Annotated in this window: 24 protein-coding genes and 1 riboswitch; of the genes, 11 read left to right on the forward strand and 13 right to left on the reverse strand. The window is 38.5% G+C overall.

All coding sequences use genetic code 11. The annotated features are described in order from the left end of the window. Nucleotides 1-163: 163 nt before the first annotated feature. Nucleotides 164-2,491, forward strand: a complete 2,328-nt coding sequence (locus HND50_09400) for an aminotransferase class III-fold pyridoxal phosphate-dependent enzyme (protein NOG45436.1) — start codon at nt 164-166, stop codon at nt 2,489-2,491. A 99-nt stretch (nt 2,492-2,590) separates the two neighbouring features. Here HND50_09400 and HND50_09405 read toward each other — a convergent pair whose 3' ends face one another. From HND50_09405 to HND50_09465, 13 genes are all read right to left on the reverse strand, one after another. Next, a complete protein-coding gene (locus tag HND50_09405; protein NOG45437.1) occupies nt 2,591-3,001 on the reverse strand; it encodes a YeeE/YedE family protein in 411 nt (136 codons plus the stop codon). Between the two features lie 10 nt (nt 3,002-3,011). Beyond that, a complete protein-coding gene (locus HND50_09410) occupies nt 3,012-3,485 on the reverse strand; it encodes a YeeE/YedE family protein (protein ID NOG45438.1) in 474 nt (157 codons plus the stop codon). Between the two features lie 14 nt (nt 3,486-3,499). After that, nucleotides 3,500-3,913 carry an OsmC family protein gene (locus HND50_09415; protein NOG45439.1) on the reverse strand — a complete coding sequence of 138 codons (414 nt, stop codon included), beginning with the start codon at nt 3,911-3,913 and terminating at the stop codon, nt 3,500-3,502. After that, on the reverse strand, nt 3,914-5,092 hold the full coding sequence (locus HND50_09420; GenBank protein ID NOG45440.1) for an aminotransferase class I/II-fold pyridoxal phosphate-dependent enzyme: 1,179 nt from the start codon (nt 5,090-5,092) through the stop codon (nt 3,914-3,916). Nucleotides 5,093-5,353: 261 nt separating this feature from the next. After that, entirely contained in the window at nt 5,354-6,400 is a 1,047-nt protein-coding gene (gene asd, locus HND50_09425) for an aspartate-semialdehyde dehydrogenase (GenBank protein NOG45441.1), read from the reverse strand. Nucleotides 6,401-6,519: 119 nt separating this feature from the next. Next, nucleotides 6,520-7,137 (reverse strand): bifunctional phosphoribosyl-AMP cyclohydrolase/phosphoribosyl-ATP diphosphatase HisIE, encoded by a 618-nt coding sequence (locus HND50_09430; protein NOG45442.1) that lies wholly within the window; start codon nt 7,135-7,137, stop codon nt 6,520-6,522. A gap of 115 nt (nt 7,138-7,252) precedes the next feature. After that, nucleotides 7,253-8,011, reverse strand: coding sequence for an imidazole glycerol phosphate synthase subunit HisF (gene hisF, locus HND50_09435; protein NOG45443.1), 759 nt, complete (start codon nt 8,009-8,011; stop codon nt 7,253-7,255). A 144-nt stretch (nt 8,012-8,155) separates the two neighbouring features. Further along, nucleotides 8,156-8,878 (reverse strand): 1-(5-phosphoribosyl)-5-[(5-phosphoribosylamino)methylideneamino]imidazole-4-carboxamide isomerase, encoded by a 723-nt coding sequence (gene hisA / locus HND50_09440; protein NOG45444.1) that lies wholly within the window; start codon nt 8,876-8,878, stop codon nt 8,156-8,158. After that, on the reverse strand, nt 8,875-9,456 hold the full coding sequence (gene hisH, locus HND50_09445; GenBank protein NOG45445.1) for an imidazole glycerol phosphate synthase subunit HisH: 582 nt from the start codon (nt 9,454-9,456) through the stop codon (nt 8,875-8,877). The genes hisA and hisH overlap by 4 nt, the downstream gene beginning before the upstream one ends. Continuing rightward, complete coding sequence (hisB, locus tag HND50_09450) at nt 9,453-10,544, reverse strand: bifunctional histidinol-phosphatase/imidazoleglycerol-phosphate dehydratase HisB (GenBank protein NOG45446.1); 1,092 nt, start codon at nt 10,542-10,544, stop codon at nt 9,453-9,455. Before hisB ends, hisH begins: the two co-directional genes overlap by 4 nt. Next, complete coding sequence (gene hisC, locus HND50_09455; GenBank protein NOG45447.1) at nt 10,541-11,593, reverse strand: histidinol-phosphate transaminase; 1,053 nt, start codon at nt 11,591-11,593, stop codon at nt 10,541-10,543. The genes hisB and hisC overlap by 4 nt, the downstream gene beginning before the upstream one ends. A gap of 170 nt (nt 11,594-11,763) precedes the next feature. Next, entirely contained in the window at nt 11,764-13,050 is a 1,287-nt protein-coding gene (gene hisD / locus HND50_09460; protein ID NOG45448.1) for a histidinol dehydrogenase, read from the reverse strand. Between the two features lie 3 nt (nt 13,051-13,053). Then, nucleotides 13,054-13,908: an ATP phosphoribosyltransferase gene (locus HND50_09465; GenBank protein NOG45449.1), complete on the reverse strand. Its 855-nt coding sequence runs from the start codon at nt 13,906-13,908 to the stop codon at nt 13,054-13,056. Between the two features lie 545 nt (nt 13,909-14,453). Beyond that, nucleotides 14,454-14,561: riboswitch (SAM riboswitch) on the forward strand. 94 nt (nt 14,562-14,655) lie between these two features. Between HND50_09465 and HND50_09470 the strand changes: the two genes are divergently transcribed. The 10 genes from HND50_09470 (at nt 14,656) to HND50_09515 (ending at nt 24,742) form a co-directional block, all read left to right on the forward strand. Then, on the forward strand, nt 14,656-15,972 hold the full coding sequence (locus HND50_09470; GenBank protein NOG45450.1) for an O-acetylhomoserine aminocarboxypropyltransferase/cysteine synthase: 1,317 nt from the start codon (nt 14,656-14,658) through the stop codon (nt 15,970-15,972). Between the two features lie 35 nt (nt 15,973-16,007). Next, nucleotides 16,008-17,144, forward strand: coding sequence for a homoserine O-acetyltransferase (metX, locus tag HND50_09475; protein ID NOG45451.1), 1,137 nt, complete (start codon nt 16,008-16,010; stop codon nt 17,142-17,144). 8 nt (nt 17,145-17,152) lie between these two features. Then, on the forward strand, nt 17,153-18,511 hold the full coding sequence (locus HND50_09480) for an aspartate kinase (protein ID NOG45452.1): 1,359 nt from the start codon (nt 17,153-17,155) through the stop codon (nt 18,509-18,511). A gap of 33 nt (nt 18,512-18,544) precedes the next feature. Further along, nucleotides 18,545-18,718 (forward strand): lysine biosynthesis protein LysW, encoded by a 174-nt coding sequence (gene lysW, locus HND50_09485; GenBank protein ID NOG45453.1) that lies wholly within the window; start codon nt 18,545-18,547, stop codon nt 18,716-18,718. A 3-nt stretch (nt 18,719-18,721) separates the two neighbouring features. Then, nucleotides 18,722-19,879, forward strand: coding sequence for a 2-isopropylmalate synthase (locus HND50_09490; protein ID NOG45454.1), 1,158 nt, complete (start codon nt 18,722-18,724; stop codon nt 19,877-19,879). A gap of 118 nt (nt 19,880-19,997) precedes the next feature. Beyond that, complete coding sequence (gene lysX, locus HND50_09495) at nt 19,998-20,846, forward strand: lysine biosynthesis protein LysX (GenBank protein ID NOG45455.1); 849 nt, start codon at nt 19,998-20,000, stop codon at nt 20,844-20,846. Continuing rightward, nucleotides 20,846-21,892, forward strand: coding sequence for an N-acetyl-gamma-glutamyl-phosphate reductase (locus HND50_09500; protein NOG45456.1), 1,047 nt, complete (start codon nt 20,846-20,848; stop codon nt 21,890-21,892). The genes lysX and HND50_09500 overlap by 1 nt, the downstream gene beginning before the upstream one ends. Nucleotides 21,893-22,015: 123 nt before the next feature. After that, nucleotides 22,016-22,654 carry a hypothetical protein gene (locus HND50_09505; protein ID NOG45457.1) on the forward strand — a complete coding sequence of 213 codons (639 nt, stop codon included), beginning with the start codon at nt 22,016-22,018 and terminating at the stop codon, nt 22,652-22,654. Nucleotides 22,655-22,802: 148 nt separating this feature from the next. Next, a complete protein-coding gene (locus HND50_09510) occupies nt 22,803-23,594 on the forward strand; it encodes a [LysW]-aminoadipate kinase (GenBank protein ID NOG45458.1) in 792 nt (263 codons plus the stop codon). After that, nucleotides 23,591-24,742, forward strand: a complete 1,152-nt coding sequence (locus HND50_09515) for an acetylornithine/succinylornithine family transaminase (protein NOG45459.1) — start codon at nt 23,591-23,593, stop codon at nt 24,740-24,742. Before HND50_09510 ends, HND50_09515 begins: the two co-directional genes overlap by 4 nt. Nucleotide 24,743: the final 1 nt, after the last annotated feature.

Raw genomic sequence — 24,743 nt, forward strand, 5'->3', positions numbered from 1 at the left:
AAAACCGGGAAAATATTCAGTAACCTTTAATGCCACCGGTTTTGCAAGTGGAATTATATTTACGAGTTAATTACTTTCCCTTCTTCAGGATCGGTAAAAGATTTTATCCAAAGCCGCAAAATGATAATGTTGAAATAGTAGATTACCTGTGGAGTTTAGAAAATTGAAAGTATCTGTTTATCCTCGTTTTTCAGAAGCAGAAGTAGAAAAGTTTATTGCAGACTCATATGAATTGAATATTAAAGCAAAATGCTTGGTTGGCGATATCGGTCAAAATTTTCAGCTTAAAGGAGAACAAGGCCGGAAATATATTTTCAAAATCGCAAATCCTGCAGAAACCTTCCCAATTCTTGAAGCCCAAAATCAAGTCCTGATCAAATTGGCCAACAATGACAAATTTGAATCACCTATTTTGTTGAAATCAAAAGAGGGGCTTTTTATTACACCTATCATAAATGAAAAAAAAGAGTCATTCAATACCCGGCTTATGTCATTTATCGATGGAATATTCCTTGCAGAAGCAGATAATTTATCGCCAAAATTGTTGTCCTCGATTGGTGACATTCTGGGAGAAATAGATAAACAGATTGAAAATATTGACCATCCGGCTCTTCATCGTTTTTGGTACTGGGATTTAAAGCACGTGCTGCAAATAAGAACCCTTATAAAACATATTAAAAGCCAGCGTGATAAAAGCCTTGTTGAATATTTTTTATTGCAATTTGAAAATGAGGTTGTTCCAAAGTTTATTGAAATGCGCCGAGGAGCAATCCATAATGATGCCAACGATTACAATCTACTTGTAAAAGAAAATGGGAGTTTGGGCGTAATTGATTTTGGTGATATGGTCAATACTTATATAGTTTTTGAGCTTGCCATTGCATTGGCATATCTTATGTTCAACAAAGAAAATCCGGTTGAAGACACTCTGGAAGTTGTTGCCGGTTATCATAAAAAATTTCCCTTACAAGAGATTGAAATTGAAGTTTTATTTTACTCAATTTGTGCAAGACTATGTCTTAGTGTTACCATGTCTGCTTATCAGCGACAAACCCAGCCTGACAATGAATACATTTCTGTTTCTGAGGAAAATGCCTGGGCTCTTTTGTGGAAGCTCCTCGAGTTCAATCCATTAAAAGCTAAATCACTTTATTCAAAAGCCTGTGGTAAACCAATTGATTTATCAAAAACCGAATCAAAAGATTCAATAATTGAAAAAAGAAAAAAGCTTATAGGGAAATCACTTTCCATTTCATATAAAGAGCCCTTAAAAATTGTTCGTGGCGCGATGCAATATCTTTATGATGGTCAAGGTGATACATATCTTGATTGTGTGAATAATGTCTGCCATGTTGGTCATTGCCACCCTCATGTTGTCCAGGCGGCACAAAAGCAAGTTTCCGTATTAAACACAAATACACGTTATTTGCACGATAATCTTATCGACTATGCAGACCGTTTGACAAAAAAATTCCCAGATCCATTAAGTGTTTGTTTTTTTGTTAACTCTGGCAGTGAAGCAAATGAGTTGGCGTTGAGATTGGCTTATGCCCATACAGGGCAAAAAAACATGATAATTCTTGATCATGCATATCACGGAAACACACCGTCTTTAATTGATATTAGCCCCTATAAATATAATCAAAAAGGCGGAGCCGGGCCCGGTGCGTATACAGTTAAGGCAGAATTACCGGATGTTTATCGTGGACCATATAAAAAAGAGGATCTGCAAGCAGGAAATAAATATGCAGAATTTATCGAATGGCGGATTCAGGATTTGAAAAAAGAAGATAAATCAATTGCCGGATTCATTTGCGAATCGTTACCCGGTTGTGGCGGACAGATTGTTTTTCCACAGGGTTATTTAAAAGAAGTTTATAAAAAGATTAGAGCTGCCGGAGGTGTTTGTATTGCCGATGAGGTGCAAGTTGGATTTGGCAGGGTTGGGTCTCACTTTTGGGGATTTGAACTTCAGGATGTTGTGCCTGATATCGTGACCATGGGAAAGCCAATCGGAAATGGGCATCCATTAGCAGCAGTTGTAACAACAAGAGAAATTGCAGATTCATTCAATAATGGCATGGAGTTTTTTAATACTTTTGGTGGTAACCCGGTGTCATGTGCCATTGGGCTTTCTGTATTGGATGTGATCGAATCTGAACAGTTGCAGGAGAATGCACTGAAAGTTGGCAGCTATTTAATTAGTGGGCTGGAAAATTTAAAATCGCGGTTTGAATTAATTGGCGATGTCCGCGGTGCCGGATTATTTATTGGTGTTGAACTTGTAAGAAACAGGGATACGCTTGAACCCGCAACAGATGAAGCGGCGCTAATAATTGAAAAAATGAAAGAAAAGAAAATCTTAATTAGCACCGATGGACCTTATAACAATGTGCTTAAATTGAAACCACCAATTGTTTTTAGTAAAGAAAATGCGGATCGGGTTATAGCGAACCTGGAATTTGTTTTAAAAGAAAATTTTTCTGGATAAAATCAAAATGACATGATCAAGACTATTAGGTTTATATTTATTGGAACAAGAGAAAACAATCTAAATGATTAATTTACTCTTGCGCCAATAATATAATCTTTAATGGGGCAGTTTTGATTTTCCCGCCTGATAACCATAAGCACCAATTACTGCGCCAAGTAGTGTAAATAATGCAGGATATTCTCCGGATCCGATTTGTGCAAAAACAGGCCCCGGGCATGCGCCGGTTATGGCCCAGCCGATACCAAAAATTAATCCACCCCAAATAAATCCACGGTTAAAAGTTTTACCTTTAAAGTTTAATTGTTCTGCGTTGAAGGATTCTATTTTAAAATACTTTAACACCAATATCGATAAAACCCCGGTTGCAATTGCGGCAGCGAATATCAGGTACATATGTGGTTCTTCAAAATTGAACATAGCCTGGATCCGGAACCAGTTAATCACCTCGGATTTTATAAGCACAATTCCAAATAATAGCCCTAAAAAAAGATAAATTAAATTACGCATGAGATTTCCTTTATAAAAAATTTACAATAAAAGTGAAAAGTAATCCGCCACCGAAGAAAGCTAATGTCGCTTTAAGACTACCACCATTTAGTATAGATAAACCGAAAATAGAATGTCCGGCTGTACATCCATTGGCATAGCGGGTCCCAAATCCAATAAGCAAACCACCAATAAATAGTTTAATTACTCCCGTGGTTGAATAGTAGGTTTCAGGTAAAAAAGTCAAATCAGTTGAACTAAAAAAAGTTGTTGCCAGGTACCCGCCAATAGCAATCCCAATTACAAAAAAAAGTTTCCATGCATTACTGCCAGGAGAATATTCTTTGAAGTGTTTTTTTGATCCTGGTATCATCACATAACACATGTGCTCAAAAGAAGAGCTAATCCCAAATTGCTTATTTCCAATTATCAGAAGCAGCGGGACAAAAATCCCTAAAAGTGGGCCGGCGATATACCATTCCCAAGTGTCAAAAAACGAATTCATAAATCCTCCAAGAGCTAATTAATTTTAAATGTATAATTTATTTTTACTGTTGTTGCCAACATTTTAGAAACGGAACAATATTTATTTATAGAAAGGTCAAGTGCCCGTTCAACTTTCTTCTCTTCTAACTCACCTGACAATTCATATTCAAGATGTATCTCAGTGAAAACTGCCGGGATATTTTTTTCATCCCTTTTGGCTTTGACAGATATTTTTAAATCATCTAAATGCTGCCTTTGTTTTTTTAAGATGGAGATAAGGTCAATTGCGCTACAGCTTCCTAAACCCATTAAAATCAATTCCATAGGGCGGGTGCCTTTATCATTTCCCCCAGACTTTTTTCCGGCATCAATCGAAACGGAAAGCGGCCCGGAACCCATAGCTTCCATGTGAAAAGCATTGTCTTTTTTATTAATTTCGATATTCATTTATTTTCCTTTTTCTGATTTTTTTATGGCCTGTGTAACGTCTTCAATAATGTCTTCGCTACTTTCCAATCCGACCGAGATTCGAACCAGCCCGGGATAAATAAGGACCTGCTCCTGCTCTTCGACTGTTAGCTTTGAGTGTGTTGTGGATGAAGGGTGAGTTGCAACAGAACGTGTATCACCAAGATTAGCAGTTTTGGAAATCACTTGTAGCGAGTCTATAAATTTCTGCGCACGATCATATCCGCCTTTTAAAAGAAATGTAACAATCCCGCCGGGACCTTTCATTTGTTTTTGGGCTAATAAAAACTGCGGATGCGATTCCAAGCCTGGATAGCGTACATAGGTTAAGTGCTGGTTTTGGTCTAATTCCCTGGCCAGTGCCAAAGCATTGGAACAATGACGCTCCATTCTTAGAGAAAGTGTTTCCAGGCTTTTCGAAAATAACCATGCATTAAATGGCGCCATTGATGGTCCTGTTTGGCGGGCAAAAAATCGCACTTCGTCAATCAATTCTTGCTTACCCACAATTACTCCACCACAAGCACGGCCTTGCCCGTCAATATATTTTGTTGCAGAATGGGCAATTAAATCTGCCCCATAATCTGCCGGTGTTTGCAAAATGGGTGTTGCAAAAGTGTTGTCAATAAACAAGATAAGGTTGTATTTGTTTTTTAATTGCTGAGCCAGCGACAGATCTACTATGTCCAACCCGGGATTTGATGGTGTTTCAATAAAAAGCATTTTTGTGTTTTTATTTATTTTTGATTCCCATTCCTCTGGTTGTGTCGCGTTGACAAAGCTTGTGGTTATTCCCCAGCGGGAGAGTATTTTTACTAAAATCTGATAAGTGGAGCCAAACAGCGCACGCGAGGCCAGGATATGGTCACCGGATTTTAATAATCCTGCAAAGCCGGCAAATAGGGCTGCCATTCCGGAGGCAAATGCAAAGCCGTCATCCATTTTCTCCAAAGAACACATTTTACCAACAAACTCGGTTGTGTTTGGATTTGAAAATCGCGAATAGATATTTCCGGAAATTTCATTGGCAAACAGGGCACGGCCTTGTTCGGCATCTTCAAATACAAAACTGGATGTTAAATAAAGCGGGACGGAATGTTCCCGGTTTTCTGACCGTGGAAATTGATTGCGGATATCCTTTGTTTCAGTTTTATACATACTCTCCTCTTTTTTTTAATTTTGGGCAAAAAAAAAGCCCTCCGGTATCCGAAGGGCTTTTAATAATTTTTTAAAATTATGTGTTATACACCAACCAGATCTCCAGTATTTGAAATCTCCATCATCATATAGCACATGCACATATTTTTAATATTTTTTAAAATCATTATTATTCTCATTTTTAGGGCCAATATATCAGCAATTGTTATAAATGTAAACTTTTTTTTATATCGACTGAAATTTATTGAGCTTGAATACCTGCTATATTAGCCCTTTTGCCACCATTAACTCTGCATTCAAAATTGCACCTCCTGCTGCTCCGCGGATTGTATTATGTGAGAGCACGGTAAATTTATAATCAAACAAATTACAATCTCGCAAACCTCCAATTGAAACGGCCATTCCATTTTCAAGATTGCGGTGCAGGCGAGGTTGCGGATAGCCCGGCTGATCAAAATAGTGGATCGGGTTTGATGGTGCAAAAGGCAATTTTAAATTTTGTGGCTCTGAAGTAAAATTCCTCCAGGCCTGAATAATTTCATCTGTGCTTGCCTTTTTTGATAATTTAACCTGAACCGATTCGGTATGCCCGTCAATTACAGGAACACGGTTACAAAGGGCGCTGATAGGAAGGGTTAAGTTTTCAATTTCCCCATTTTTAAAATTGCCCAAAATTTTTAAAGGCTCGGCCTCCATTTTTGCTTCTTCACCACCAATATGTGGAATTACATTTTCCAGGATTGTTGCACTTGGTAAGCCCGGCATACCGGCGCCGGAAATGGCCTGCATAGTTGCAACATTCAATTGTTCCAGACCAAATGAATCGAGCAAAGGTTTTAAAGCCATAACCAGACCAATGGTTGAGCAGTTCGGGTTGGTTACAATCTTGCCCTTATACTTTTGCGAATCCAATAATTGCAAATGATCTGCGTTAACTTCGGGTATCAATAACGGCACATCCTTATCAAAGCGATGATTTTTTGAATTAGAGACAACAAAATGGCCTAGCTTAGCAAAATGTTCCTCAGCTTCTCCGGCTACTTTTGCGTCAAGACCAGAAAAAAGAAGCGGACTTTCTAAAGAAGAATCCAGTGTCTTGACAGTCAGTTTTGCAACATTTTCAGGAATTGTACCAGGCAGAAACCAATTCGCAGCTTCGGGATATTTTTTCCCCGCCGAGCGTTCGGAGGCGACAACTTCCTTAACTTCAAACCAGGGGTGGTTTTCTAATAATTGAATGAATTTTTGTCCAACGCTGCCTGTCGCGCCTAATATGGCCACAGCTATTTTCTTTTCAGGATTATTCATTTTCTTTCCTTTTTAAATTGGTCCTGTCATTCTGAACGCAGTGAAGAATCCCTATTTTTTCTGAGAATTAAAAATAGGATGCTTCTCCCAATAAAACCGGGCTCAACATGACATTTGCTTTACTTATGTCTTTTTTCTAATACGTCTACAACTTCACTGAACTCAATATTTTGATGAGCAAGTAAAACCAACAAATGATACAATAAATCGGCTGACTCTTCTTTGACCCGACCTTTATTATTTGCCATCGCATCAATCACAACTTCAACTGCTTCTTCACCAACTTTTTGAGCAATTTTATTTATTCCTTTTGCAAACAATTCAGTTGTATATGATCCCTTCGGCATTATAGTTTTGCGTTCTTTGATTAACTCTTCAAGTTTAGAGAGAAAACTATGACTGGCAGAATTGGCCTCATTAAAACAGGTATCTTGTCCTGTATGGCAAACGGGTCCGGCCGGGCTGGCTTTTACCAAAAGTGTGTCCTGGTCACAGTCAACAGTCATGCTTTTCAATTCCAAATAATTACCGGATGTTTCCCCCTTTGTCCAGATCGTATTTCGGGAACGGCTAAAAAAAGTTACTTTTCCGGATTTTTGGGTTTTATCCAAAGCCTCCTGGTTCATATAACCCAGCATTAGCACTTTATTGGTTTTTTCATCCTGGATAATTGCGGGCACAAGTCCGTTATTTTTGTCAAAATTTATAGTCATTTTTATGTCCTGTTGCAAAATCATGAATGCTGTCATTCTGGAGTTCGGTTATATCGAACGAAGAATCCAATAATTGATAAGGGGATACTTCGCTTTGCTCGGTATGACAGGCAATATCTTTTTTTCACTTTCTAAAATTTTAAGCGATCCTTACATTCACACCCTTTTCAAAAAGATCTAGTTTTAAGTCCGGGATTTTGATTTCACCAAAATGGAATATGCTCGCTGCAAGAGCAGCATCGGCTTTTCCGGTTGTAAAAGCATCAACAAAGTGCGAGGAATTTCCCGCGCCACCCGAGGCTATAATCGGAACAGAAAGTTTTTCCGATAGGCTACTGGTAATATCCAGTGCAAAACCTTTTTTGGTCCCATCATGATTCATAGAAGTTAATAAAATCTCTCCGGCACCTCTTTTGACAGCTTCGATGGCCCAACTTTCTGTATATAATTCTGTTGGTGTCCTCCCTCCATGAACATAAACTTTCCAGTACTTTTCATCAAAGAAAGTATCAATTGCCAAAACTACACATTGGCTTCCAAAATTCTCGGATAGCTGGTTAAGCAAATCCGGTTCTTTAACAGCAGCAGAGTTTACAGATATTTTATCTGCTCCTGAATCCAATAAGACTTCCACATCTTCAACGGTACAGATTCCACCGCCAACAGTGAATGGGATGTTGATATAACAGGCAATTTTTTTTACAAGTTTGGCAAATGTGGCCCGTTTTTCAATGGTGGCTGTTATGTCCAAAAAAACCAACTCATCTGCACCTTGGTCAGCATAAGCCTGCCCAAGTTCAACCGGATCGCCAGCCTCACGGATGTCTACAAAATTGATTCCTTTTACTGTTTTGCCATCCCTGATATCCAGACATGGAATTATTCTTTTTGTCAGCATATTTTTATCGCCACTTAAGTCGTTTGATTGACTATCATTTTTTTTGGCAAATTAAAGTTTGTCATTCCTGAGTGTTCTTGCCAGGAATCTAAAAAATTTATATTCAGATTCCCGATAAGTGCCTTCGGCAATGACTTTTTACTTCTACTCCAAAAATGGTTCTAATTGTTTAAGTTGAATTTTTTCCTCGTAAATAGCTTTGCCGATAATTACACCATCCATGCCGTTTTTATTTAACTCAACCACATCTTCAATTTTTGAAACACCGCCACTGGCTATGATATTAAGTCCGGGGATTTCTTTTTTTACAATCTGATAAAAATCAAAAGCCGGGCCTTGCAAAACACCATCACGGGAAATATCTGTGCAAACGGTATTTCGAAATCCATTTATATATTGATTTTTTAAAAAATTTAGAATCTCAATCGATTTGGTTTCCTGCCACCCGGATACTGCAACTTTGTTATCTTTGAAATCTGCGCCTAATATAATTTTTTCCGGTCCATACTTTTTTAGCCAGGATAATGCCAGTTTTTCATTTTTGACTGTGACACTACCGGCAGTTATTTGTTGTGCGCCGCACTCAAAAGCAATTTTTAAATCATGATCTGATTGTACACCACCGCCAAAATCGATTTTTAAATTTGTATTTTTAGCTACTTTTTGTAAAACGGGATGATTAATTATTTTACGCTGTCGTGCACCATCCAAATCGATCATGTGCAGATATTTTATACCGGCATCTTCAAATTGTTTTGCCACTTCAAGAGGATCGCTGTTATAAATTTTTTTGGTCTCAAAATCGCCTTTTGTCAGGCGGACGCATTTACCTTCAATAATATCAATAGCCGGGATTATTCTGATCATAGTTCCATAAAATTTTTTAAGATTTGTTCACCCACTTTTGCACTTTTTTCCGGGTGAAATTGTAGTGCGTAAAAATTATCTTTTTGTAATGCCGCGCTGAATGGGACAGAGTAGATCGTTTTTGCGATTGTATTTTTGCTTAATTCGGCATAATAGCTGTGCACAAAATAGACGTAACTACGATCTGCAATATCTGTGAACAAGGGTCCTTTTAAGTCCTGCAATGCATTCCAACCCATGTGTGGGACTTTTTCAGTTTCCGGGAATTTTTTTACTTCGGTATCAAAAATATTTAAGCCTATGGTATTGTTCTCTTCCGATTGTTTGCAAAAAAGCTGCAGCCCAAGGCAAATCCCTAAAACAGGTTGTTTCAACTCAATTAATACATCAGACAATCCTTTTGAATCGAGGTAGTTTTTTGCAGTACTCGCCTCTCCCACACCGGGAAAAATCACTTTATCTGCATTTTGAATTGTTCCCGGGTCATCGCTTACAAAAGGCTCAACACCCAATCTTTGTAGGGCCGATCGGACAGAATAAACATTGCCTGCATTATATTTTATGATCACTATTTTCATAGCAACCCTTTAGTGCTGGGAATTTGCTGATTGCCTGAATCACGCTTTACAGCCATTTTTATTGAACGGGCCACTGCTTTAAAAATCCCTTCAATTTTGTGATGCTCATTTTTGCCTTTTGCTTTTATATATAGGTTACATTTGGCGCTATCTGAAAATGATTTGAAAAAATGATAGAACATTTCAGTTGGCATTTCACCAATTCGTTCACGCTTAAATTTTGTTTTCCATTGCAGCTCGTTTCTACCTGAAAAATCTATTGCAACCTGTGCAATCGATTCATCCATTGGCAGTAAAAACCCATAGCGTTCAATCCCTTTTTTATTCCCCAAAGCTTGCAAAAATAATTCTCCAATTACGATAGCAGTATCCTCAACAGAATGATGTTCATCAACATTTAAATCGCCTTTTACATCCACAGTCAAATCACACATAGAGTGCTTTGCAAATAGCTCTAACATATGATCAAAAAAACCGATTCCGGTATTTAGTTTTGCTTGTCCGTTTCCATCAAGGTTAAGCCGGACGAATATGTCGGTTTCATGGGTGGTTCTTCTCAGCTCTGCAACCCGATCCGGGAAGCGCAATATTGAATAAATCTCACTCCAGTCATCTGTTACAAAATCGGCTTTTGCATCTTCTCTGTCGCTAATTAAAATTGATTTTGCGCCTAGGTTTTTTGCCAATTGCACATCACTCATACGGTCGCCGATTACAAAAGAATTTGCCAGATCATACTCACCATTTTGATATTCCTTTAGCATCCCGGTTCCCGGTTTTCTGTTGGGAGAATTTTCTTGTGGTAAGCTGCTGTCTATCAAAATGTCACTAAATTGGATGCCTTCGCTGTCCAGTGTTTTCATCATTTTATTATGAGCCGGCCAAAAAGTATCCTCCGGAAATGATGCTGATCCAAGTCCATCCTGGTTGCTGACCATCACCAACTCAAAATCCAGATCCTTACTTATTTTATGCAGATTAACGATAACGCCAGGGTAGAATTCCAGCTTTTCAAGTGAATCGATTTGTTCATCAGCCGGTTCAATAATGAGCGTTCCATCACGATCAATAAAAAGAACTTTTTTCATTTTCCCTCTTCAATTTCTTTTAATGTGTTAATCAATTTTTGATTTTCAAGTTCAGTGCCAACAGTAATTCTCAAACAGTTTTCGCAATGAATCAAGGATGAACGGTCCCGGACAATTATCTGTTTTTGTAAAAGTTTTTGGTAAACATTTTTTGCATCAGAAAATCGAACTAATAAAAAGTTAGAATCGGATGGAAATACTTCCTGCACATTTCTTAACTCCTTTAAGTTTTCTTCTAAAAGGGTTCTTTGTGAATGAATCCTTTGAACCATTTTTTCCTTCAACAGAACATTTTGTAATGCATTTTCCACATGTGTTTGAGTCAGCATATTTACGTTATATGGATACTTTATGTTATTTAAAATTTGTATAATTTTTTGATGAGCAAAGGCCATCCCCAACCGTAAACCAGCCAAGCCCCAAGCTTTAGAAAACGTCTGAAGAACCACAAGGTTTTCGAATTCATTTAGTCGCCCAGTCCAGCTTTCGGCCTCTGCAAAATCTATATAAGCTTCATCAACAATAACCAATCCGCTAAACTTTTCTAATAAAAACTCAATTGCTTCTTTTTGCAAAAGATTTCCAGAGGGATTATTTGGAGAACACAGAAAAATCAATTTTGTGTTTTTTGTAATGCTTTTTAATACAGGTTCAATTTCAATATTAAAACTTTTATTTAAGGGGATGTCAATCGTTTTCACATCATTCAAATCCGCACAAACTTTATACATGCCGTAAGTTGGAGGCATTATTATTACCGAATCTTCACGCGGTTCACAAAATGCGCGAATTAACAAATCGATTGCTTCGTCGCTGCCATTGCCCAGAAAAGTATTTTCCGCAGGGATATTTTTTATTTGACTAAGTTTGTTTTTTAAATCACTCTGATATGGATCAGGATAACGATTTGATTGCAGCTCTAAAACAGAGCCGAGCGAATTTTCATTGGCATCAAGAAAAATCCCAACTTCACCGGTATACTCATCCCGCGCTGAACTATATGGCTTAAAAGCTTTTATATTTTTTCGTAATAACTTCTCTATTTCCAATGATAAATTTCCTAATCAAAATTGTTTTATCGACTTTTGTCGAAAGTATTCTAGAATAATTTCTTACCCACCCCTAACCCCTCCAAGGAGGGGAACTTATGTTGTTTCATTGCCAAAAGTCCAATTCCCCTCTCGGGAGGGGCAAGGGGTGGGTTTCCGATTTATATCCCTTAGTAATCATAATTTTTCAGCCTAACCGAAACAGCATTTTTATGAGCAAACAGCTCTTCAGCTTCGGCCATGGTTTCAATCGCTGGACCAATATTTTTTAAACCACTTTCGCTTAATTCCTGAAAGCTTATTTTTTTCATAAAACTATCCATAGATACGCCACTATAGTTTTTTGCAAATCCGTTTGTTGGCAAAACATGATTTGTTCCGGATGCATAATCACCGGCAGCTTCAGGAGAATATGGTCCAAGAAAAACCGATCCGGCATTTACTATTTTGGACTCATATTTCTTATAATTTTCAATCATCAAAATTAGGTGCTCCGGTGCATAAAAGTTTGACAATTTCATTCCCGTATCGAGATTATCCACCAGAATAAGCAAACTGTTTTCCAGCGATTTTTCTGCAATTTCTTTGCGGGGTAGATTGGCAAGCTGTTTAAATATTTCTTGATTCACTTTACCTAAAAAAGGTTCATCATCTGTGATAAAAATGACCTGGCTATCAATGCCATGTTCAGCTTGTGAGAGAAGGTCAGCGGCAACAAAGTCTGCATTAGCATTTTTATCGGCCAGCACCAATACTTCTGATGGTCCGGCAGGCATGTCGATGGCAACTTCGGAATTGGCCAACATTTGCTTTGCTATTGTTACAAACTGGTTTCCGGGGCCAAATATTTTGTCAACCTTAGGAATTGATTTTGTACCGAAAGCCATGGCTGCAATTGCCTGAGCTCCACCAGCTTTATAGATTTTACTAATTCCAATCTGGCTTGCAACATATAGTACAGCAGGGTGGATTTTACCCATTTGGTTTGGTGGTGAACAAAGTATAATCTCTTTACAACCGGCCAATACAGCTGGGATTCCCAACATTAAAACAGTGGAAAAAAGAGGCGCGGTACCTCCGGGAATATAAAGCCCAACTTTCTCTATGGGTAAATTTTTACGCCAGCAAAACACTCCGGATGATGTTTCAACTTTCTTTTCTTCAACTAATTGAGACTTATGGAAAGCAGTAATATTTTTTATTGCCAATGCAATGGCCTCTTTCAAGGATTGGTCAATTTGGCTTGTTGCCTGTTCAATCTCATTCTGTGAGACGGTAAGGTTTTTTAGATTAACTTGATCAAATTCTTGGGTAAATCGTTTTACGGCCTCATCACCTTCTTTTCTTACTGCATCCAAAATAGGTTGTATTTTTTTCTGTAACGGTTCAAAATCCTGGGAAGGACGTTTAAGTATATTTGCCCAGTTCTCTTTGGCTGGGTATCGTATTTTTTTCATGAGTTAGGCAATCATTTTTTCTATAGGAATAATTAAAATATTAACGGCACCCGCTTCTTTTAGCATTTCAATATTTTGCCAAAAATCATCTTCGTTGATAACTGAATGTAAAGAACTCCAGCCCTTTTCTGCCAGCGGCATAATTGTAGGACTCTTCATTCCTGGTAGTAATGCGCTGATCTGGTTAATTTTTTCATTTGGTGTGTTCAACAAAATATATTTATGACTGGCCGCTTTTTTTACTGCACTTATTCGGAATAAAAGGCGTTTTAATATTTTCTCTTTTTTTGAATCCAGTTTAGGATTTGAAACAAGTACAGCTTCTGATTTGAGTACAGTTTCAACTTCTTTCAGTCCGTTACCAAGTAATGTGCTTCCTGTGCTGACAATATCAAAAATACAATCTGCCATTCCAATCCCGGGGGCAATTTCCACCGAACCGCTAATTTCATGAATTGATGAATTCAGGTTGTTTTTGTCAAGAAATGTTTGAAGTATTCCCGGATAAGAAGTTGCGATACTTAGACCATTAAGATCTTTTACAGAGTTGTAGTCCATTTGTTTTGGGAAGGCAATGGACATTCTGCATTTTGCAAAACCCAGTTTCTTTTTTGTTTTTAGTTTTATGTTTTTTTCAGCAATAATATTTTCCCCAACAATACCACAATCTGCAGCACCATCGGCAATACACTCGGGAATATCATCATCACGTAAATATAATATTTGTAGTGGAAAATTTGTAGCCGTGACTTTTAGAGGGTTATTACCTCCGTTTGCAAACGAAATTCCGCAATCTTTTAATAATTGAACAGATTGTTTGTTTAACCGCCCCGATTTCTGTAATGCCAATATTAACATGTTTATCCTACTTTTACTGATTGGGTAAAAAAAAAGCCCGGCTCACTTTTTGAACCGGGCTTATATGTTTTTAATTTTTTTTAACTAATTATTATTCACATAGAATTTTTGCCCGGCCATGGTTTATGAATATGGCGGATAATAATTGTAGAATGAATAGTAATGAGCTTTTTTGTTAAAATCATTTTTTTATTATGTTTTTTGTAATGGGCTTAAAGTAAACCCTTATTAATTAATTGTCAAAAAAAAACGACTTTTATTCTCCCAAAAAAGTATTTTGTAATTTTTATTTGACATAAAAAAAATAAAACCCTATAATTTGCGCCAACAATGAAACACAAATCTGAAGAGATTAAAATGACTAAAAATATGATGATGAAAAACTTTTGCTATAAACGTTGCTTAAAACGTAGTTCCTATTGAAGGGCAATTAGTAAAGACTTTTTTTATTATCATAATAAATTAAAATTACAAACCCCTTCAACTTTCTGGAGGGGTTTTTTTTAAGGAATATTTTATAGCAGACAAATAATTTCAAATAAAAAATCTTATCAAGAAAGGTGGAGGGATAGGCCCTGTGAAACCTTAGCAACCTGACAACAAGTCAAGGTGCTAATTCCATCCTGGTGATATTTGCCAAGGGGAGATGAGAGAAGAGAAAAATTACAAATCCTCTTCCGGTATCTTCCGGTGGAGGATTTTTTTTTTACACAAAAAAGAAAATTCAATCATAAAAAAGGAGCAAAGATGAGCACATCTAACGAGGGTAAACAACTTAAGTTTGAGACATTACAGTTACATGCCGGGCAGGAGCCGGATTCCGCAACCAAAGCGCGGGCGGTTCCAATTTACCAGACTACATCTTTTTTGTTTGATGATTCTGAAGACGCGGCAGAACTGTTCGCGTTAAAGAAATTTGGCAATATTTACACACGAATTATGAACCCAACTACAGATGTGTTTGAAAAAAGAATTGCCGCTTTGGAAGGTGGAGTAGCTGCTTTGGCAACAGCTTCGGGACAATCAGCCCAGTTGTTGGCCATAGCAAACGTAGCACAGGCCGGCGAAAATATCGTGTCTACTAGTTTGCTTTATGGCGGCACATATAACCAGTTCAAAGTGACGCTTCCGCGGCTTGGAATTGATGTGAAATTTGTTGAAGGCGATGATCCGGAAAATTTTGAAAAACTAATCGATGAAAAAACAAAGGCTTTATATATTGAGAGCATTGGTAATCCGCGGCTCAATATTCCAAATTTTGAAGCCATTGCAGAAGTCGCACACAAAAATGATATCCCTTTAATTGTTGATAATACTTTTGGAGCGGCCGGCTACCTGGCCAGGCCGTTTGATTTTGGTGCAGATATTATTACAGCTTCTGCCACAAAATGGATTGGCGGCCATGGCACTTCTATTGGCGGTGTTATTGTTGATAGCGGACGGTTTAACTGGGGCAATGGAAAATTCCCGGTTTTCACAGAACCCAATCCCGGCTATCATGGATTAAAGTTTTGGGAAGTTTTTGGTGAAGATGGCCCATTTGGAAATATTGCTTTTATTATCCGTGCCCGTGTAGAGGGCTTGCGTGACCTTGGACCGGCACTTAGCCCATTTAATTCATTCTTATTTTTACAAGGGCTGGAAACACTTTCGCTCAGGGTTGAACGTCATTGCCAAAATGCACTTCAACTAGCCCAATGGCTGGAACAACATCCAAAGGTTGATTGGGTTTGGTATCCGGGATTGGAATCGCATCCATATCACCAAAGTGCTAAAAAATATTTACGGGATGGTCACTTTGGATCTATCCTGAGTTTTGGTATTAAAGGCGGTTTAGAGGCGGGCAAGAAATTCATCAACAATGTTGAATTGGCAAGCTTGCTTGCAAATGTTGGAGATGCAAAAACATTGGTTATTCACCCGGCATCAACAACGCACCAGCAACTTAGTGATGATGAGCAAAAAACATCGGGAGTTTTGCAGGATCAGGTCCGTGTTTCAGTTGGGATTGAACATATTAACGATATAATTGCAGATTTTGATCAAGCTTTGGATCAGTGCTGATAGTAAAATCATAACTTTATAAAAAGAGAGGTCGGATATTGAGCGATTCATTAAACAGGGTTGTTGATATTTTTAGGGATGAAGAACCGTTTACATTTGAATGCGGCCAAACGTTTGATGGGATAGACGTTGCCTTTGAAACGTATGGCACTCTGAATAAAGATAAATCGAATGCTGTATTGGTTTGCCACGCTTTAACAGGTGGCGCCAATGTTGCTGGAGATGCCAGCTATCCTGATGCAGTAATAAATAAATCAAACATGCTGGCTGCTGTAAATGGGAGTCTTTCCGGCTGGTGGCAGACACTGATCGGTCCGGGAAAGTTGTTTGATACATCCAAATATTTCATTATCAGTTCTAATATTCTGGGTAGTTGTTATGGAAGCAGCGGCCCGTTAAGCATAAATCCGGAAACTGAGAAAAAGTTTGGAATTGAGTTTCCACAGGTGACTGTGCGTGACATGGTAAAAGCACAGTACAGACTTATGAAGCACCTTGCTGTTGACAATTTGCAAACAATAATTGGTGGCTCATTAGGTGGAATGCAGGCGTTGGAATGGGCTGCTTGTTATCCGGTGTTTGTAAAATCAATAATTCCGGTTGCGACCACAACACGCCACTCAGATTGGAGTATTGGGTTAAACCATTTGGCACGGCAGGCCATAATAGATGATCCACAATGGCAAAGTGGAGATTATAAGGATCAGCCAAAAAAAGGTTTAAGTCTGGCCCGCAAAATAGGTATGATTTCTTATCGAACGGATATAAACTTTAACAACAAGTTTTACAATCAACGTAAATTTGAAGGCAATAGCTTTTTTGATGAAGATAATATTTTTCAGGTTGAAAGTTATCTCAATTATCAGGGTGAAAAACTGGTAGAACGGTTTGATGCGAACTCATTTTTAAATATATCCCGAGCAATGGATTTGCATGATCTTTCCAGAGAACGTGGGGAAATGGAAGACGTACTAAAATCTATCAAATGCAAAACACTGTGCATTGGGATAGACACAGATATTTTGTATCCGGCCCATGAACAGAAAACCATTGCCAAAAATATTCCAAATGCAGTTTATAAGGAGATCGAATCTGAAGCTGGGCACGATGCATTTTTAATTGAGTTTGAACAAATGAGTAAATTTATAAAACCGTTTTTGGAAGGTTTATAGAAAACAATATGATTATAATGAAATTCGGCGGAACCTCATTGAGGGATGCAGATGCATTTCGGAATGTAGTTTCAATTATTGAAAATAGTTTTGACAGAAAACCCCTGGTTGTGGTTTCGGCTATGGCCGGTATAACAAATCTTCTCGAAAGATCTATAAAAGCTGCCGCCAGGCAACAGAGAGACTCATTACAGGAGATGATTGAGGACATTCTGGATCAACATCTTGCGGTAATTAAGGACCTGTTTTCCAACAGTTTGCTTTATGAGACTTCAAACAAAACTATCTTGTCAGAGATAAAAAATCTACGCGCCTTATTGGAGGCGATGAAGACTGTTAAATCGGAGCAAAGCCATTTGGGGCATGCGATTTTATCAACGGGTGAAATTCTTTCTTCGCTGATCCTGACTAGTTTACTAAGGCAAGAAGGTATTAATGCACAATTTATTGATGCACGAAAAATAATGATTACTTCAGATGAGCATGATAATATCATTCCAATTCCCAATTTAATTCAACAAGGATCTAACCGGGTTCTATCACCGGTTTTAGAGAATGGGAACACTGTAGTAACACAGGGATTTATTGGAGCAACGGCTGAAGGCACGCCAACAACACTGGGGCGGAACGGCTCAGACTTTAGTGCATCATTGTTAGGGGCTGCTCTTAAAGCAGATGAAATCCAAATTTGGACAGATGTAGATGGTATCCTGACCGCAGATCCTTCAATTATTCCATCGGCGAAACTTTTGGAAACAATGACTTTTGATGAAGCGAGTGAACTGGCATACTTTGGCGCTCGTGTTCTTTTTCCGGCGGCTATTCAACCAGCACTAGATAAAGGCATTCCGGTACGGGTTTTAAATTCACATCTTCCAAACTCCTCAGGAACATTGATTGTTGATAAACCCAGGAATGGCGACACAAAACTGGTTAAATCCATTGCCTACAAAGAAGGAATCACTTTATTGACAATAACATCTTCGCAGCTGTTGTTATCCACAAAACTAATTGCAGATTTTTTCAGCTATTTAAACACCTTGAGTGTCCCGGTTTTTGCAATATCTAAATCTGCAACCAAGATTTCTTTGACGATTGAAAATAGCAAAGATATCAACCAAATAATTGATCACTTCAATAAGATTGGTGAAACCCATGTTGAATACAAAAAAGCTGTTGTAAGTATTGTAGGCGAAAACCTGAAAGGAAACCCGGATATTTCCTGGGAAGTAATCAAAATTTTGAAACAGAATAATACTCAGATTGATTTGATCTCACAGTTTTCTTCTCAAATCAGTTTCATGTTCATAATAAATGAAAAAGATATTGAGTCAACAGTAAAGCTGATCCATAAAAAATATATTTAGTGTATTACTTTTAAAAATAAAGGAGAAAATAAAATGAGCAAAGTAACAGATTGCCCTGTTTGCGGGGCTGATATAAAGCTTGAAGAAGGTACGGAGCAAGGGGAACTTTTAACATGTGCAGAATGCGGTACGGAGCTGGAAGTGATAAATATTGATCCGGCTGAAGTTGCAGAAGCACCGCAAGAAGAAGAGGATTGGGGTCAATAAAAAATGATTGAAATTTTAGATGCGACTTTACGTGAAGGAGAACAAACGCCCGGAGTTTATTTTGACAGCCATATTAAACTGGCCATTGCAGATTTGCTGGATCAGATTGGCATTGGAATTATTGAGGCAGGGCATCCAATGGTTACACCGGAAATAAATGATGCCGTAAAACAATTAGCAGGTCGTGGCCTTAATGCTAAAGTCGGTGCGCATTCAAGATCATTAATCCACGATGTAGATTTGGCTTTGGCCTGCGATGTTGATTTTTTAGGTATTTTTTATTGTGTTTCCGAGGAGCGTTTGAATACTGTTTTTAAAAAAGATATTCATACTGCGGTTGACCAGATTGCATCGGTAATTGCCTATGCCAAACAAAACAAACCTTCCCTGGTGATACGTTATACTCCCGAAGATACAGTTCGCTCTCCTTTTCAAAATGTGGTTGATGCTGCTGTGGCTGCTGTACAGGCTGGCGCAGATATTATCAGTATTGCAGATACAACCGGATTTATGATTCCCGGGACAACAAATAATTTTTACGATTACGTCTCACGTTTAAAAGAGGCGTTGGCTGCAAAAGGATTATCGCCGAAAATTGCTGTACATTGCCATAATGATCGTGGATATGCATTGACCAACGCAATTGATGGATTCCGGGCCGGGGCAGAGATAATTGATGCAACGGTTTTGGGATTGGGTGAACGTGCCGGAATTGTTGATTTAGCACAATTGCTGGTGACATTAAAAAACGATTTTGGTGTTGAAAAGAATTGGGATTTAAGCAAACTCCCGGAGCTTTATCAGCTTGTTAGTGAATATTCGGGTATTCCAATTCCAGCCAATTTCCCGGTAATTGGAGAAAATGCATTTACACATTGCGCAGGGGTTCATTCCCATGCAGCAGTAAAAAACCCGGCCCATTACCAAAGTCTTGATCCAAAGATTATTGGGAAAGAAATGCAGGTTTCACTGGACCACATGTCCGGAATATCATCAATAGATTGGGCGCTGGAAAAATTAAATTTAGAAATAGAGGCATCCTTAAAACTGAATGTTTTGGATCATGTAAAATCAATTGGGCAAAAAGGGCGCACCGTAAATCTTTCTGAATTAAAACATATTGTGGATTGGTGCGAAAAATCCGACAAGCAAAAAGCCTAATTCGCTGTGATTGTCATTCCCGAACGTACTTATCGGGAATCTTACAACTTTGAAATAAGAATTTAGATTCCTGATAAAAACAATCAGGAATGACATTGAATATAAAAACAGGAAAAAAATGAAAATAGGATTTCTACATTCACTTATCCGTAAGGATGAAAAGTTTTTACTGGATGAATTCAGATCAAGAAAAGATGTTGAACTGGAAATGATCGATGACCGCAAATTAATTTTCAATATCGGCAGGGATGAGTTTAACTACGATGCAATTGTTGAGCGTTCCATAAACCATTCACGTGCACTACATGCCCTTACATTATTTGATAATCTGGGAATTAAGTGTGTAAACTCGCCGGAAGTTGCTTTAGTCTGTGGCGACAAGCTTTTAACATCAAAAGCTCTTCAGGCACATGGTGTGGCTCAACCACCGGTCAGCGTTGCCTTTACGGAAAAATCGGCTGTTGAGGCCATTGAGCAAATGGGTTACCCCGTAGTGATAAAACCAGCTGTCGGCTCTTGGGGACGGTTATTGGCAAAGGTAAATGACCGTGATGCTGCTGAAGCATTGCTTGAACATAAAACCGTTCTGGGTAGTTATCACCATTCTATTTTTTACATTCAAAAGTATGTTGAAAAACAGGGGCGCGATATCCGCTCTTTTGTTGTTGGTGATGAATGCGTAGCAGCCATTTACCGTTCTTCAGATCACTGGATTACAAACACGGCCAAAGGTGCGGTCGCCTCCAAATGTGTTGTAACTGACGAAATCAAAGAAATATCATTACAAGCTGCAAAGGCTGTTGGCGGTGGTGTTGTGGCTGTGGATTTGTTTGAATCAAGAACCGGGCTTCTTGTAAATGAAGTGAACTATACAATGGAATTTAAAAACAGTATTGATACAACAGGTGTAAATATTCCTGCAAAAATTGCGGATTATGTTATAAAAGTTGCCAGGGGAGAAGCATAATGTCACGATTAAAAGTTTCTATTGCCGGTGGCTCAGGTTATGCCGGTGGAGAGTTATTGCGGCTCTTGTTATTTCATCCAAATGTTGAAATTGTCCAGGTATCGTCGGAAAGACATTTCGGTAAACTCTTGCATAAAGTGCATCCCAACCTTCGTAAATTAACCACATTAAAATTTAGCTCGCTTGCAGATTTGGGCACTTGCGATGTGTTGTTTCTCTGTTTGCCTCACGGATCATCGCAGAGCAATATTGATGAGTATAAAAACAAGGCAAAAAAGATAATTGATCTTAGTGCAGATTTTAGATTAGGCACGAATGAAGCATATAAAAAGTGGTACAAAAAAGATCATTTGAGACCACAACTTCTAAACGATTTTATTTATGGCATTCCTGAGTTGCGGCGCGAAGAAATGGGAAACAGTTCATTTATTTCCAGTGCGGGATGTAATGCCACCGCTACGATTTTGGGGTTGTATCCACTTTATAAAAATAAACTTGTTCAAACAGATAGAACAATTGTAGAAGTAAAAGTCGGATCAAGTGAAGGGGGCAATAAAAGTAGTGAAGCATCTCATCATCCTGTCCGTAGTGGCTGTGTACGTTCTTTTGCACCAACCGGACATAGGCATGTGGCCGAGATGGAGCAGGAGCTTGCCTTTGGTGAACCGGTCAATTTTCACTTTTCAGCAACATCTATTGATATGGTGCGTGGTGTGCTGGCAACAAGCCATGTTTTTTTGAAAGACAATTTGACTGAGAAGGATATTTGGAAAATATATCGCCAGGAATATGGTAGTGAGCCTTTTATCCGCATTGTAAAAGAGCGTGATGGTAATTACCGCTATCCGGAGCCAAAATTATTGAGCGGTACAAATTATTGTGATATTGGATTTGAATTGGACACATCTACAAATCGCCTTGTGGTTATCAGCGCGATTGATAATTTGATGAAGGGGGCAGCAGGACAAGCGGTTCAGGCTTTTAATATTATGCATGGATTTGATGAAACAACAGCTTTGAATTTTCCGGGGTTGCATCCGGTGTAGGTGCTAAATGCAACCCACCCCTTGCCCCTCCCAAGAGGGGATGGTTTTTTTAGAAGAAAAAGGTTGTGTTCCCCTCCTTGGAGGGGTTAGGGGTGGGTAAATTTCAATCAATTAAAATAGCCCATGTGTAGATTATTATACGTTAAAAACAAAAACGAATTTAAGATCAGCGATCACTTGCAAAAATTTGCCGAGATCGCCAAAAACAGCAAAGAGTTCCAGGGTCATGGTTGGGGATGTGCCTGGCTGGAAAATGGTGCCTGGAAATATTATAAAAATATCAAGCCCATTTGGGAAGATGACCTATCTCGGCTTCGGAAATCATCTTTGCTAATTGCGCATGCACGCAGCGCTTTTCAGGATAAGGACATTGTCGTTGAAAACAATATGCCGTTCTATGATGAAAACCTTGTTTTCATTTTTAATGGTGAGTTGCATGGCGTTAAAATAAAAGCGGATGGCCGGATCGGGGCGGAGAAAATCTTTAATTTTATTAAACGTTTTAATAAGGATGGTTGGAATCAGGCTTTGCAAAAAGGTGTTGAGATTATTGAAAAGAGGTCACGCTACATTAAAGCCATGAATATTATAATGGCGGATAAAGAGAAGGTATATGTTTCAACGCTGTTTAATGAAGATGATGACTATTTTACCTTGCATTACAAACAAACTGAAAATGGGGTAACGATTTGTTCGGAGCCTTACACCAGTGAGAGAAACTGGCAAATAATAAAAAACAGGACAATTAAAGTTTTTAAATAAATATTAGACAGCATTGTCTAAAGGATGTTCTTCATCCCGAGCGTAGACGAGGGAAAGGTTCTTTGAAAATATGATGCTTCGTTTTCGCTCAGCATGAAGTGCTATAATCCGTTTTTTAGATACAAATAAAACATTTTGGGAGAAGTTGATGATCATAGTAAAAATTGGTGGCGGCGAATCCATCAATAGTTGGGGAATTATACAGGATTTGGCAAATCTTGATGAAAAATTTATTATCGTTCACGGGGCGAATGCACTGCGAGATAAAATTGTTGCGGACTTAAATCAATCTAAAAAAGTTGTAACATCTGTTTCCGGGTATAGTAGTGTTTTTTCTGATGAAAGCGCACTCGATGTGATGATGATGGCTTACTCCGGTCTAAAAAACAAAAGGCTTGTAGAGCTGTGCCAACAAAATGGAATAAATGCCGTCGGCCTTTCTGGTTTGGATGGTAAAATGGTTCAGGGTCGGCGTAATAAAGGTATCCGCATTAAAGAAAATGGTAAGCTTAAAATTGTTCGCGATTTTTCCGGTAAGCCTAAAAGTATAAACACACATTTGCTAAATCTTCTGCTGGAGAATGATTATGTGCCTGTTCTTTGTGTGCCGATTATTGATGAGAACAACTTTGCCATCAATTCAGAAAATGATGATATAATTAATATTTTACAGGAAGCTGTTTCAGCGGATAAAATTTTACAATTAATTGAGGCGCCCGGTTTTTTGGACAATCCAAATAATCCGGAATCGCTGGTAGAAAAAATCACACAAAGTGAATTACAGCAGCGTGAAGAACAGGTGGAAGGGCGAATGAAACGTAAGATGCTGGCATTGAAAAAACTGTTTGAATCGGGAGCCAACAGCGTAATTATCAGCGATGGCCGAATTGATAACCCGGTAACACATGCGTTAAACGGCGGAGGCACACTAATCCAATGATAGATTATAATGAAATTGAAAAAAGGAATTCTGTTTTTTTATTTAACAAACGTGATCTTGTTTTGGTGAAAGGTAAAAATGCCAAAGTTTGGGATATTGATGGAAACGAATATATCGATTGTACAACAGGGCAGGGAGTTGCTTCAATCGGCCATGCCAATGATGATGTGGTAAAAGCAATCAGCGAACAGGCTGAAAATTTAATGACTTGTTCCGGCTCATTTTCCAATGATAAGCGCGCCTTGTTTATTCAAAAACTTATTGAGATTACACCAAACAATCTGATGCAGGTTTTTCTATGTAATTCTGGTACAGAAAGTGTGGAAGCCGCCTTAAAGTTTGCCCGTTATTCAACAAAGAAAACTAGTTTTATTTGCGCAATGCGAAATTTTCATGGGCGAACATTTGGAGCATTGAGCGCCACTTTTACTCCTGCCTATAAAAAAGATTTTGAGCCTATTGTTCCGGGATTTGATTTTGTGCCGTATAATAATTTTGAAAAGTTAAAGGATAAAATTAATGATCAAACCGCGGCGATTTTACTTGAAGCGGTTCAGGGAGAAGGCGGTGTAAATTTAGGGCAGAAAGAATACTTCCGGCGGGTTAGGCAATTGTGCGATGAAAAAAATATCCTGTTGATTATAGATGAGGTGCAAACCGGTTTTTGCCGAACCGGGAGAATGTTTGCTTTCGAGCATTTTGATATTAAGCCGGATATGATTTGCCTGGCAAAAGCCATTGCCGGTGGAATGCCAATGGGTGCAGTTGTCTGCTCCGATAAAATTGAAATGCAGCCGGGAAAACATGGTACAACTTTTGGTGGAAATCCTTTGGCTTGTGCTGCAGGATTGGCGGCAATAGAATTTATGCAAAAGGAAAACCTGGCCAAAGAGGCAGAAGAAAAAGGCCGCTACATTGTTGAAAAGCTCTCAAAAAACAAATCAGACAAAATCCGTGAAATTCGCCAGATTGGGTTGATGATTGGCATTGAACTAAAGGAAAAGGTTCAGCCATTTATATCCGGTTTGCAAAAGAAAGGTGTTTTGGCACTTCCTGCCGGACCAACGGTTTTGAGGTTATTGCCACCGTTGACTATAAGTTATGAGGAGCTGGATTTTGTGATTGAAAAGGTGGGAAAAGTATTTTAAT

This window comes from Calditrichota bacterium (genome assembly GCA_013112635.1).
Taxonomy (GTDB): Bacteria; Calditrichota; Calditrichia; order Calditrichales; family J004; genus JABFGF01.

Coding starts and splice junctions, on each gene's coding strand:
- HND50_09405 (NOG45437.1), bottom strand. CDS start 3,001: ATGCGTAATTTAATTTATCTTTTTTTAGGGCTATTATTTGGAATTGTG.
- HND50_09410 (NOG45438.1), bottom strand. CDS start 3,485: ATGAATTCGTTTTTTGACACTTGGGAATGGTATATCGCCGGCCCACTT.
- HND50_09415 (NOG45439.1), bottom strand. CDS start 3,913: ATGAATATCGAAATTAATAAAAAAGACAATGCTTTTCACATGGAAGCT.
- HND50_09420 (NOG45440.1), bottom strand. CDS start 5,092: ATGTATAAAACTGAAACAAAGGATATCCGCAATCAATTTCCACGGTCA.
- asd (NOG45441.1), bottom strand. CDS start 6,400: ATGAATAATCCTGAAAAGAAAATAGCTGTGGCCATATTAGGCGCGACA.
- HND50_09430 (NOG45442.1), bottom strand. CDS start 7,137: ATGATTTTGCAACAGGACATAAAAATGACTATAAATTTTGACAAAAAT.
- hisF (NOG45443.1), bottom strand. CDS start 8,011: ATGCTGACAAAAAGAATAATTCCATGTCTGGATATCAGGGATGGCAAA.
- hisA (NOG45444.1), bottom strand. CDS start 8,878: ATGATCAGAATAATCCCGGCTATTGATATTATTGAAGGTAAATGCGTC.
- hisH (NOG45445.1), bottom strand. CDS start 9,456: ATGAAAATAGTGATCATAAAATATAATGCAGGCAATGTTTATTCTGTC.
- hisB (NOG45446.1), bottom strand. CDS start 10,544: ATGAAAAAAGTTCTTTTTATTGATCGTGATGGAACGCTCATTATTGAA.
- hisD (NOG45448.1), bottom strand. CDS start 13,050: ATGAAAAAAATACGATACCCAGCCAAAGAGAACTGGGCAAATATACTT.
- HND50_09465 (NOG45449.1), bottom strand. CDS start 13,908: ATGTTAATATTGGCATTACAGAAATCGGGGCGGTTAAACAAACAATCT.
- HND50_09470 (NOG45450.1), top strand. CDS start 14,656: ATGAGCACATCTAACGAGGGTAAACAACTTAAGTTTGAGACATTACAG.
- HND50_09480 (NOG45452.1), top strand. CDS start 17,153: ATGATTATAATGAAATTCGGCGGAACCTCATTGAGGGATGCAGATGCA.
- lysW (NOG45453.1), top strand. CDS start 18,545: ATGAGCAAAGTAACAGATTGCCCTGTTTGCGGGGCTGATATAAAGCTT.
- HND50_09490 (NOG45454.1), top strand. CDS start 18,722: ATGATTGAAATTTTAGATGCGACTTTACGTGAAGGAGAACAAACGCCC.
- lysX (NOG45455.1), top strand. CDS start 19,998: ATGAAAATAGGATTTCTACATTCACTTATCCGTAAGGATGAAAAGTTT.
- HND50_09500 (NOG45456.1), top strand. CDS start 20,846: ATGTCACGATTAAAAGTTTCTATTGCCGGTGGCTCAGGTTATGCCGGT.
- HND50_09505 (NOG45457.1), top strand. CDS start 22,016: ATGTGTAGATTATTATACGTTAAAAACAAAAACGAATTTAAGATCAGC.
- HND50_09510 (NOG45458.1), top strand. CDS start 22,803: ATGATCATAGTAAAAATTGGTGGCGGCGAATCCATCAATAGTTGGGGA.
- HND50_09515 (NOG45459.1), top strand. CDS start 23,591: ATGATAGATTATAATGAAATTGAAAAAAGGAATTCTGTTTTTTTATTT.